Origin of the sequence: Congregibacter sp., from assembly GCF_965660375.1 — a bacterium.
Taxonomy (GTDB): Bacteria; Pseudomonadota; Gammaproteobacteria; order Pseudomonadales; family Halieaceae; genus Congregibacter.
The window spans coordinates 34,051-45,515 of the sequence record NZ_CBFHZO010000086.1; the positions used below are offsets into that span (position 1 = coordinate 34,051).

10 protein-coding genes and 1 other RNA gene are annotated in these 11,465 nt (G+C 59.2%); 5 read left to right on the top strand and 6 right to left on the bottom strand.

Annotated elements, in window-relative coordinates; translation table 11 throughout:
* From rnd to ffs, 5 genes are all read right to left on the bottom strand, one after another.
* On the bottom strand, nt 1-1,113 hold the full coding sequence (gene rnd / locus ACTG3T_RS07785) for a ribonuclease D (protein ID WP_439101699.1): 1,113 nt from the start codon (nt 1,111-1,113) through the stop codon (nt 1-3).
* Entirely contained in the window at nt 1,110-1,718 is a 609-nt protein-coding gene (gene recR / locus ACTG3T_RS07790; protein ID WP_439101700.1) for a recombination mediator RecR, read from the bottom strand. Before recR ends, rnd begins: the two co-directional genes overlap by 4 nt.
* Nucleotides 1,718-2,041, bottom strand: coding sequence for a YbaB/EbfC family nucleoid-associated protein (locus ACTG3T_RS07795; protein WP_439101701.1), 324 nt, complete (start codon nt 2,039-2,041; stop codon nt 1,718-1,720). The genes recR and ACTG3T_RS07795 overlap by 1 nt, the downstream gene beginning before the upstream one ends.
* A 42-nt stretch (nt 2,042-2,083) precedes the next feature.
* Entirely contained in the window at nt 2,084-3,766 is a 1,683-nt protein-coding gene (gene dnaX / locus ACTG3T_RS07800; protein ID WP_439101702.1) for a DNA polymerase III subunit gamma/tau, read from the bottom strand.
* A gap of 89 nt (nt 3,767-3,855) precedes the next feature.
* Nucleotides 3,856-3,952, bottom strand: an RNA gene (gene ffs, locus ACTG3T_RS07805) — signal recognition particle sRNA small type.
* Between the two features lie 232 nt (nt 3,953-4,184).
* On the opposite strand from ffs, the gene ACTG3T_RS07810 reads away from it, so the two are divergent.
* The 4 genes from ACTG3T_RS07810 to ACTG3T_RS07825 are packed head-to-tail and all read left to right on the top strand — an operon-like array spanning nt 4,185 to nt 9,845.
* Nucleotides 4,185-5,345 (top strand): efflux RND transporter periplasmic adaptor subunit, encoded by a 1,161-nt coding sequence (locus ACTG3T_RS07810; RefSeq protein WP_439101703.1) that lies wholly within the window; start codon nt 4,185-4,187, stop codon nt 5,343-5,345.
* Between the two features lie 2 nt (nt 5,346-5,347).
* Nucleotides 5,348-8,512 carry an efflux RND transporter permease subunit gene (locus ACTG3T_RS07815; RefSeq protein ID WP_439101704.1) on the top strand — a complete coding sequence of 1,055 codons (3,165 nt, stop codon included), beginning with the start codon at nt 5,348-5,350 and terminating at the stop codon, nt 8,510-8,512.
* Complete coding sequence (locus ACTG3T_RS07820) at nt 8,509-9,135, top strand: TetR/AcrR family transcriptional regulator (protein WP_439101705.1); 627 nt, start codon at nt 8,509-8,511, stop codon at nt 9,133-9,135. The genes ACTG3T_RS07815 and ACTG3T_RS07820 overlap by 4 nt, the downstream gene beginning before the upstream one ends.
* Nucleotides 9,132-9,845, top strand: a complete 714-nt coding sequence (locus tag ACTG3T_RS07825; RefSeq protein ID WP_439101706.1) for a fumarylacetoacetate hydrolase family protein — start codon at nt 9,132-9,134, stop codon at nt 9,843-9,845. Before ACTG3T_RS07820 ends, ACTG3T_RS07825 begins: the two co-directional genes overlap by 4 nt.
* Nucleotides 9,846-10,017: 172 nt before the next feature.
* On the opposite strand, the gene ACTG3T_RS07830 is transcribed toward ACTG3T_RS07825, so the two are convergent.
* Complete coding sequence (locus ACTG3T_RS07830) at nt 10,018-10,167, bottom strand: hypothetical protein (protein ID WP_439101707.1); 150 nt, start codon at nt 10,165-10,167, stop codon at nt 10,018-10,020.
* Nucleotides 10,168-10,563: 396 nt separating this feature from the next.
* On the opposite strand from ACTG3T_RS07830, the gene ACTG3T_RS07835 reads away from it, so the two are divergent.
* A partial coding sequence (locus ACTG3T_RS07835; RefSeq protein ID WP_439101708.1) for an IS481 family transposase occupies nt 10,564-11,465 on the top strand: 902 nt, incomplete at its 3' end.

An 11,465-nucleotide genomic window follows, 5' to 3' on the forward strand; every position in this document is an offset into this window, starting at 1 on the left:
TCAATTCGCCCCCGGCAGCGATGCCCGCAGCGGCTCGATCACCGCCTTTGCCCGCCAGCCCTGCCAGCGCATGGGTTCGGTGATCACCTCTCCCGACGCCTCCCGAAGGATAAGCTCTAAATCCGCGCTGGAAATTAATATTTCGGGCGCCACGTTCAACTCTGCTGCAATGGTCCTGGCAGCGCCGCGGAGGGCTTTGAGGAGATTGCGCTGGGGCGCTGCCAGGGGACCCGGCAGCGCAGGGGGAAGTTCATCGTCGGGCAGCCTCAGCGCCTTTTGCACACAGGCAAGGAGACTGTCACCCTGTTTGCGAAGCACCGACGCCGGCAATACGTCCAGACTCGCCAAAGCGTCGTGATTGTCGGGCATAGCCATGGCGATGGCCAGAAAGGCCTTGTCCTCGACGATCCATCCCCGCGGTTTATCCACGGCCCGGGCCAGGTCCTCACGCCACTCGCAGAGGCGCCGCAGCGCTTCCAGCTGGCGTGGGGAGAGTCGTGAAGCCGACTTTACCCGGCGATATATCTGACCGTCGCGATCCTTAAGCAGACGGATAGCCTCCTCGCCCTCATCCAGAATCCATTGCATGCGGCCCTGCGCCTCCGCCAATTCTCGAAGGATTTTCCAGGCCGGGACCAACTCCAGCACGTCCAGTGCAGCGTAATGGCACTGGGACTCGCTGAGGGGACGCTTGAGCCAGTCAGAGCGGGTCTCGCCCTTATCCAACTCGACGCCCAGCAACTGCTCCACCAGCGCCCGATAGCCCAACCCAAAGCCCTTGCCCAGGAGTGCGGTGGCGCGCTGGGTGTCCACCAGCGGCGATGGCAGCACGCCCAGCCAATGGCGAAACACCTCCAGGTCCTCACTGCAGGAATGCAGAACTTTGACACAGCTGCTGTCGGTCATCAGCGTGCGCAGACTCTCAAGGGACGTAATCTTCAGGGGATCGATAAGCCAGGCGTGATCGTCTGTGCACAATTGCAGCAATGCTATGTGTGGATAATAGCTATTGCGGCGCATAAACTCCGTGTCTACCGCAATCTCGTCGGCACCGGCCAGAGAAACCAGCGCCGTCTGCAAGCCCTCGTCACTATCTATAAGGGTCCAGCTCATGAGCCTGGCACCGGCTGGCGACCTGAAAAAGCATGCGCCAGCGTGGATCCGTCCACATACTCAAGCTCTCCTCCAAGGGGAACCCCATGGGCGATACGCGACATGCGAGGAATGAGCGGCTCAAGCATGCGGGTGATGTAGTACGCCGTGGCCTCGCCTTCCACGGTGGGATTGGTGGCCAGAATCACTTCCTGCACCTCACCGTCCCGTGCCAGGGCCTCCAGAAGCGGCAAGCCGATCTCCTCGGGGCCGATACCATCGATGGGCGACAGGTGCCCCATAAGGACAAAATAGCGTCCTCTATAGCCACCCGCCTGCTCGATGGCCAGAATATCCCCTGGCGTTTCCACAATGCACAACAACGACGAATCCCGCCGCGTGTCCGCGCAGATTCCACAGAGCACGGCCTCGGCCAGGTTGCGACATTGCTGACAGCGCCCGACCCGCTCCACCGCGTCGGCAAGAGAGCGACTCAGGGTGGAGGCACCTTCCCGGTTGCGCTCCAGCAAATGCAGGGCCATTCGCTGGGCGGACTTGGGCCCGACGCCCGGCAGGCAACGCAGTGACTCGATCAGGGCGTCCATGGCGGGGCTGAAACGCTGCATCAGAAGGGAAACTTGAAACCGGCGGGCAAGGACATGCCCCCCGTCAGATCCTGCATGGCTTTGCGATTGCTCTCTTCCACACGACGCACGGCATCGTTAACGGCCGCCGCGAGAAGGTCCTCCAGAACGGACTTTTCTTCGCTGAGCACGCTGGGATCTATAGCGACACGACGCACGTCGTGCTTGCCGGTCATGGTGACGGAGACCAATCCGGCGCCGGACTCGCCGACGACTTCAAGATCGGCCATGGCTTCCTGTGCCTTTTGCATTTCAGCCTGCATCTTCTGCGCCTGCTGCATGATGTCGCCCATACCGCCTTTCATATCATTCGCTCTCCTGAAACCGATTCAAACATTTGACCACCATCAAGGCAGATCAACGGTGACTGAATCGCGCAGTACCGTCGCGTCAAACTCCTGAACCAGTTTTTTGATTCGTGGATCTTCGTTAATTTCTGTTACTGCCACTTCCTGGCGCTCCGCCTCCAGGCGCAGCCTTCGCATGGCAGGGGTCTCCTGACTCACGGGCCCCGGCGTGATGGAAACGTCACAGGGCCTCTGGCGCCAATCCGACAAGGCCTTGGCCACCATGCCGATGTGCCGCTCATTAAACAGGTTGGCCCGACTCTCATCCAGTCTCAGCTGCCAGGATTCACCCCCGGGAGTCTCCACCACGTTTTCAACGATACAGTGGGACGCGATATTGAGTGCACTGCCACTGAGTTGCAGCGCTGCCAGCGTCTCATACCAGGGAGCCTGTCCCGACGGAGGCCCCGAGCCGGGGGCGTCGATGACCGCGGCGTCAGGTGCCGTTGTATCCGGTATTGCCGGGGCCTGCGGATTTGCTACCGGACTAACGTCTGCCGCCGGAGGCGGCTCAGGCTTTTTTGGGCCATTGTCGGCCTCCGGGGCCGACGGAGAAGCATCCATGAGGTCGTCTGCGGACAAATCCGGGTCCAGTACCGACACGGGACGAAACGCCAGCAAGCGAAGACTCAGCATTTCAAAAGCGGCCCTCGGATCACTGGCATGCACAACCTGGGCTCGTGCACTCTGCGCCAGTTCGTAAAACAGCTGAACATCTTCCGCTGTCATACGTCCCCCAAGATCGGCTACTCGCTGGGCATCCCCAAACTCCGGATCTATGGCTCCGGGAACTGCCTGCGCCAGGGCGCAGCGGTGAAGCACACTGGTGAGCTCATCCACCGCAGAGGCGAAATCAACCCCCTGCTCGTCCATGTGCGCGCAGACCGCAATCAGCGCCTGCGCATCATCGCCAAGGAGTGCTTCGAGGAGATCATAGATATGGCGCCGATCCACCGAGCCCAACATGCTGGCGACTTCCGCATCGCGGAGACTACCGTCGCCAAAGGCGATGGCCTGATCCGTGAGACTCAGCGCATCACGCATGCTACCGGACGCGGCCCGTCCCAACTGCCATAGGGCGGCATCATCAAACTCCACCTGTTCCTGCGTAAGTACATCACGGAGGTGCTCTACCACGCGCTGGGCAGACATATTCTTGAGATTAAACTGCAGACAGCGGGACAACACCGTCGCCGGCAGCTTTTGGGGATCCGTCGTAGCAAGGAGAAACTTAACATGCTCCGGCGGCTCTTCAAGCGTCTTTAACAGCGCATTAAAAGAGTGCCCGGACAGCATGTGCACCTCGTCAATGAGGTAGACCTTGAAGCGGGAGCGGGTTGGCGCGTACTGCACATTGTCCAGTAGCTCGCGGGTATCTTCGACCTTGGTGCGCGACGCTGCATCCACTTCAATGAGGTCGACACTGCGCCCCTCGCTGATCTCGACGCAACTGCTGCATTCGCCGCAGGGCGTTGCGCTTATGCCGTTCTCGCAATTCAGGCTGCGTGCCAGGATTCTGGCGATGGTTGTCTTGCCCACACCCCGTGTGCCGGTGAACAAATAAGCATGGTGCAAACGATTGCTGTCCAGCGCATGACGCAGGGCCTGCAGCACATGCTCCTGGCCGACCAGGGCATCGAATGTGGCCGGGCGCCATTTGCGCGCCAGCACCTGATAGGACATGTTTTTTCCGTTAATAGACGCCCCGTTTACCGGTTCGTCACCTCTGACTCTGGTGATTCAGGGCGGATCCCGAGCCCAAATGGAAGCGGCCCGGACAGCCACACCCCGGCACATGTACCAGCAATTACCGTTGCTCCCTTCCGGGCCTGGCGGAGTTCACTGCCTGACATTGCGAGGGGACCGCCCGGGCCACCCTAATACCCCAACTAGCGGGGACGCGCATTGTCGCCAAAAGGCTTCGCGGTAGCAAGGCGCAAAACCACACGCTCTTTTGTCAGGCATCTGTTTGGGATCGTGAGGCCAAAATCGCGAATTATTCAAGGAGCCTCATCCAAAACGCGTGCTTGTGACGTAGATGTTAATACCTTTAACATAAATGTTATGATTCGTAACATTAGAACTTCTCAGGACAGCCCCCATGACAGGCAAACCTCTGCAAACCCGCTGGACCGGCAGCGCTATGGCCCTCGCCATCGCAGTATCCATCACCGGAGTGGTAACCGTGGCTCTTCACGCCCGGGTGTCCGCCGAACAAAGCACAGCTCTCCGCGCGCCCATGCCCGTTGTACAGACAGAATTTGTGGAACAGCCGGACTTTCAGCGAGAGCAAAAGTTTTTGGGGCTCGTGCAGGCGGCAAGCCGAAGCCAGGTCGGCTTCGAGGTGCCCGGCGCGATTGCCGAGGTACTCGTCCGTGAGGGACAGGCGGTTGAGGCCGGCACTGCTCTCGCGAAACTGGATACCCAGTCGCTGGAGGCACGCCGCCGTGCAGCCGCTTCAACGGTCGATCAGGCCAGAGCCGAACTGGAGTTGGCGAGCGCACGCACCGTGCGCCAGGCCCCCCTGGTAGAAAGCGGCGCCATTTCTGCACAGCTCTTTGATGACACGCGGCTGGCAGAAAAAGCGGTTGAATCCGCACTGTCCGCCGCGCAGGCGAGACTGGACTCCCTGGAAATAGATCTCGAGAAGTCAGTACTCCGTGCGCCCTATGCCGCAAGAATAGGCCGTCAACTACTGGACCGTGGTGCCGTCACCCAGCCTGGCGCTCCGGTGTTTACCCTGACCTCTCTGGAAAACCGCGAAGCGCACATCGGCGTTGCGGTAGAGCAGGCGCAATACCTGACTGTCGGTGAAAGCTACCCCCTGCGATGGCGTAAGCGGTCCCTGAGGGCGCCGCTTATCGCGGTACGCTCGGACGTCAACCCCGTCAGTATGACCACGGTTGCTATCTTTTCGCTGCCCGAGGATGTCGACGCCTTTGACGGTGAACCGGTGTCCGTCAGTGTCCCCCGCACCGAACCGGAAACCGGCGGATGGCTACCACTCTCTGCCCTTATCGAAGGTGAGCGAGGTATCTGGACGGTACTGGCCTTGCGCGGGCGCGAGGGAAACACCCTGGCCCTTCGCGAAGTCGTTGAGGTTCTCCATGTCAGCGGCAATCGTGCCTATGTTCGCGGCTCCATCAGGGACGGTGACAGGCTCATTGCCGATGGCGTGCATCGCATCGCGCCGGGCACTGCGGTCGCTCCGTTGACATCATCACAACAGTCGCAAAACGCCGTCTCGCAGAAGGAGTCCTAAGCATGTTGGCCAAGCTGCTCTATTCTCACAGCCGCTATCTTTGGCTCACGGTCATCGTCATCCTCATGGTGGGCGCTGCGAGCATGCGCTCTCTGGGCCGACAGGAAGATCCAACCATCACCAATTTTGTCGCAACGGTCACTACCTTTTTCCCCGGTGCTGAGCCTGCACGGATAGAAGCGCTGGTGAGCAAGCCCCTGGAGCGTGAGCTTCGCGCCATTGCTGAGGTCGACGAGGTCAAATCAACCTCCTCTACCGGCGTGTCCTCTATTGTTATCGAGCTTTACGAGACCCTTGAGGCGAGTGCCATCGAGCGCGCGTGGTCCGAAGTGCGCGATGCCATCGACGATGCCAGTCGTCAGTTTCCGGCAGGCGTGGCCTCACCCGTCTTCGACAACGACCGCACCACCGCTTACGTGCGCATCATCGCCCTGACCTCCGCCCCGGGCTATGAGCTCTCGCTACCCCTGTTAAGCCGCAGCGCCGAAGATCTTGCCGAGCGTGCGCGAAACTTCTTTGGCACGCAATTCGTCGACATCTACGGTGAGGCCAGGGAGGAAATCCGGGTCGATGTTAACGAGCAATCCTTACTGGCCCGGGGTATTAGTATCGGTGAACTTACCCTGGCGCTGCAGGGCGCTGACCCCCGAAGAGCGTCGGGGCGTGCCAGCGGCGATGTGAACGACCTGCTCATAGAGATCGATGGAGAATTTGACTCCGCCGCACGCGTTGCCAACGTCATTATCAGAACCGACGCCAAGGGCAACTCCGTTAGCGTGGGCGATATCGCGCGGGTGTACCGCGCACAGCAAACGCCGCCCCAGGCATTGGCACAGACCGATGGACGACGGGGCATTTTGTTAGGCGTCGCCATGAACGAAGGCCAACAGGTCGACAAGTGGAGCCAGCAGTTTGAGGCGTTTTTGGACGAGTACCGCGCCCAGGCACCGGCCGGGGTCGAAATCACCACCAGCTATAACCAGGCTACTTATACCGAAGCGCGCCTTCGAGACGTTTTGACCAACCTGGCCATAGGTGTGTTGCTGGTGCTGTTGGTGCTGTTGTTCACCCTGGGCCTGCGCGCCGCCACCGTGGTAGCGGTGATTCTGCCGCTGTGCACCCTGGTGTCCCTGGTTATCATGAACCAGATAGGACTGCCCATTCATCAGATGTCCGTCACCGGCCTCGTGGTAGCCCTGGGTTTGCTGGTGGACGGCTCCATTGTGATGACCGATGAGGTACGCAAGCGCCTGCTGGATAACGAGCCTCCCCTGGACGCCATCAGTGAATCCGTGCAACGCATGCGTATTCCCCTGCTGTCCTCCACAGCCACAACTATCCTTGCCTTTGTGCCCATGGTTATTCTCCCGGGGCCGGCGGGCGATTTTCTGGGCTCCATCGCCAAGGCGGTGGTGATTATGCTCGGCTCATCGCTGGTGCTGGCGCTTGTTATTACACCGGTACTGGCGGCGCGTCTTCTGCCCGGCGGGCTCAATAAAGGCTCCCACTGGTGGGAGACCGGCGTGGCCAGCGGCGCCATGGGGAAGTCCCTGTCCCACGCTCTGGACTGGTCTATCCGCCACCCCGCCGGATCCGTAGCTCTGGCACTGGCGTTACCGGTGGCAGGCTTTCTCGCTTTCCCCACGCTCACGGCACAGTTTTTCCCGGGTACCGATCGCGATCAGCTGTCCTTAAAGGTGACGCTGCCTCCCGGACGCTCCATCACCGATACCTATGCCCTGGTGCAGGAGCTCGACGAGCGATTGCGCGGCGAGCCACTCATCCGTCGCGTGGACTGGACGGTCGGCGAGAGTGCGCCGCAGTTTTATTACAACCTGGTGCGTAACAAGGAAGGTATCCCCAGCTATGCCCAGGCAATGGTGCTTACTACGGACGAAAATCGCACGGACGACCTCATCCGCAGACTCCAGACAGAGCTGGATGCGGAGTACCCTCAGGCGCGAATACTGGTTTTAGGCATCGAACAGGGCCCCCCTGTATCTGCGCCCCTGGAGGTCGACCTCTTCGGCCCGGATCTGGAAACACTGCGCCACCTGGGTGAGGAGTTCCGCCTGCGCATGGAACGAGTACCGGACATCACCCACAGCACCACGGGGCTGGTTGCGGGTGCTCCAAAGTTGGTATTCAAGCTGGATGAGCAGCGCGTTCGCATGGCGGGCCTGGATCTCGCGACGGTGGCAGACACCCTGGATGCCGCCCTCCGTGGCCGCATAGGTGGCGAGATTCTTGAAGGCACACAGCGGCTCCCCGTACGTGCGCGCCTTAACGAGAATACCTGGTCCGATCCGGAGCAGATAGCGAGTATCCGTCTGCCGCTGCCCACCTCTGATGGGGATAGCCGCACCCTGCAGAGCATCAGCCTGAGCACCCTCGGGCAATTCAGCCTCGAACCGTCCAACAGTCCCATCACTCGCAGGGATGGTGAGCGCATTAACACGGTGCAAGGCTATGTCACCCGCGGTGTGCTCGCCGAAGGGGCGTTAAAAGACCTGCAGGCCATTCTTACGGAAGATCCCGTTGCCCTGCCCTTTGGCTACCGCTATCAGTTTGGTGGCAATTCCGATGCCCGGGCGAGCGTCGTGCAGAACATCGCTGCCCCCATGGGACTCATCGTCGCCGCCTTGCTGGCAACCATTGTGCTTACCTTTAACTCCTGGCGACTGTCAGCCGTGGCGTTTTCGGTGTTTGTTTTGTCCATGGGATTAAGCCTGCTGTCGCTGGCGATCTTCCGCTACCCCTTCGGGGTGCAGGCGCTTATCGGGGTCATCGGCTCCATCGGCGTATCGATCAACGCGGCCATCATCATTCTCACGGCCCTGCAACTGGACACCCGCGCATCCCGGGGGGAGCCGGCCGCAGTCCGGGATGTGGTGATGGATTCGAGCCGGCACATTGTATCCACGACCATCACAACCTTTGGCGGCTTTTTGCCGCTGATCCTGGAGGGCAGCCAGTTCTGGCCACCTTTCGCTATGGCTATTGCCGGCGGCGTGCTGCTATCCACCGTAGTCTCATTTTTTTACATACCGCCCATGTTCATGCTTTGTTATCGTCGCAAGCATCGTCGTCTACAGGCAGAGCAACATCCGATGCGGGTAGACGAGCCCAACAATGATGGAGACAGCCTCATGGGCAACGCAGCATGACGGCAGCGTTCAAAAGCTATCACCACGGTGATTTGCGGAACACGCTGATCCTCGCTGCCTCACAACTCATCGAGGACAGCGGATCCCTGAACTTTGCCATGGCCGACGCGGCACGGCAGGCCGGGGTCAGTACCGCAGCGCCCTACCGGCATTTTCGTGATCGCGACGCCCTTCTCGAAGCCGTCAGTCAACTCGCTTTCTTCGGGCTTGGCGAACGCGTGCGGAAGGCCACCGCCAGCACGCGACCAGGGAGCATCGAGACCATCATCGCCATTGGCCAGGCCTACACCCAATACGTTATTGAGAAGGCCGCTTTCTATGATCTTATGTGGGGCGATCTTGGCGCCCGGGCCATGGACGCCGATAGCTTTGACAAGAAAGCATCGGGCTTTTACATGCTCGTGGACGCGGTGAATGCCTATATCGCGGAACAGGAGCTCTTAAATGTAGACAGCCTCGATCTCGCCGTAAAACTCTGGTCTATGGTGCATGGCATGAGTGCCATTTCCATGAGCGGCAAGCTGCCTCACTTTTACCCCAATGCCGACATACCTGACATGCTCGACAGCAGCACCCGCATATTTATGGCCGGCCTAAGACAGTCTGACGAGAGGGAATCATGAGCGCACCCGGCGAAGAAAGTTTCATTATCGCTCCTCCTGAGCGGGTTGCCATTCCCGTTACGGGAAGTGAGCAGCTTTTTCCCGTGAGACGTATTTTCTGTGTCGGACGCAATTACGCAGAACATGCCAGAGAGATGGGTGCGGACCCCCAACGGGAGCCGCCCTTCTTTTTCACCAAACCTTCAGACGCCATCGTGGTCGCAGGAAACGATGTTCCCTACCCGCGCGCCACCGCCAACTTGCATCACGAAGTTGAACTGGTAATCGCCATTGGCAAACGCGGCGGCGATATCGCCAAAGACCAGGCCCTGAATTATGTTTTTGGCTATGCTGTGGGCAATGATCTCACTCGCCGTGATCTGCAGTCAGAGGCAAAAAGGTCGGGGCGTCCCTGGGACACAGCCAAGGGCTTTGACCACTCTGCCCCCGTGTCGCAAATCACGCCCTCAGCACAATGCGGGCATATCAATGAGGGTCAAATAACTCTTCATGTGAATGGTGACGAGCGTCAAAGGGGTGATTTGCAGGATATGATTTGGTCTACCGCGGAGATTATCAGTGCGCTGTCAAAGCTTTTTATCCTGCAGCCGGGAGATCTTATTTTTTCAGGGACCCCGGCAGGCGTTGGACCTTTACAACCGGGCGATGAAGTAGATGCATCGATAGAGGGACTGACTCCCCTCGCACACAAGGTACTGCCCGCAAATTGACCACTACGCACTCCTAAGTGAGGCCAGCAGTGCAAAAGCCGATGCCAACGGACCCCTACTAAATCTCACCGGCACGCCCCCTCCACCAGTCATCCCCACTGGGCGCGTACGGGGCAGTCCTCAATAGCGGACATTCGTAGTCGCCCGAAGCAGCAGCCGCTATCAGCCAACTTTAGTCGAAGATGCTGTCCGACTTTACGGCCAAGGCCAAACCCAAAACACCAATGCCGCCCACCAGCGAGAGTGCCAGCGGTAGTTCATAGTGCCAGCACACAACCGCCGCACCGCCGGTGCCAATCGCAAAAGCAAAAAATAGCTGCATGAAATCTCTCGCCAAGCTTATAAAGAAGCTGGCAATACTCCCAGGGGCACCGCTGTTCCTCGGCCGATCTCTCGGTGCGTCTTTGCGAATCATGCCCGCCTCCACGTTGGATCCATAGGCCTTAATACAATATTCAAGGTAGCAGAAATTATCCAAGGAGAGGGTCGACTGAAAGTCAGAAACAGATCGTCAGTGTCAGCCCCTACGGTGCGTAAATGGGGCTTTCTAGCAGTTTTTTGCACTTACTGTGCACTTACCAGCTGTGTTGTTAGTAACCGCTACCGCTGGAATTCTTGTAGTACCTGAGACATAGCTTACAGAATATACCGGAGACATGGTTTACACATTTAGGTATTTGAAGGAGGACTTCAGATGCCTTGGAAGGAGTGTAAACCAATGGAAGAACGACTCAGGTTTGTTGCCAGGTGTCTCGACGGTGAGAACATGTCGGCGCTTTGTCGAGAGTTTGGTATCTCAAGGCCTACTGGCTACAAGATCCTCAATCGCTACAAACAATCTGGACTCGAGGGGCTCGAAGACCGCAGTCGACGTCCTTACCGCCACGGCAACCAACTGCCCTTTCAGGTCGAACGCACGATCCTGCAAATCAAACGGGAGTACCCTACTTGGGGTGCGCCCAAGATTCGCGAGAAGCTCATTCGGCAGTACCCCATCATTCCGCCGCCCGCTAAGAGCACGATTCACGCCGTGCTCGATCGAAACGGGTTGGTAAAACGCCGAAAGCGACGACGCTACAAAGCGCAGGGCACGGCCCTCAGTCAGGCCACCGCACCGAACAAACTGTGGTGCGCCGACTACAAAGGCGAGTTCCAGCTGGGCAACCGCAAGTACTGCTATCCCTTGACCATCACCGACCAGTGCTCACGTTATTTGTTGGCCTGTGAGGGTCTCGAATCCACCAAGATGCCCACCGCAGTGACCGTGTTTGAGCGGGTATTTCAGGAGTTTGGCGTACCTGAGGCGATTCGTACCGATAATGGCCTGCCCTTCGCCTCACCCAATGCGTTGTTTGGGCTGAGTCGGCTGTCGATCTGGTGGCTGCGCCTGGGCATTCGTATCGAGCGCATTAAACCAGGTCACCCCGAGCAAAACGGCCGGCATGAGCGCATGCATCTCACGCTCAAAAAGGAGGCCACCAAACCCGCCTCCTTCAACTTCCTGCAGCAGCAGGAGCGATTTGACCGGTTCATCGAGGTTTACAACAACGAGCGGCCTCATCAGGCCCTCGACGGTAAGTACCCCGGCGATCTCTTTACACCCTCAGTGCGCGCCTACCA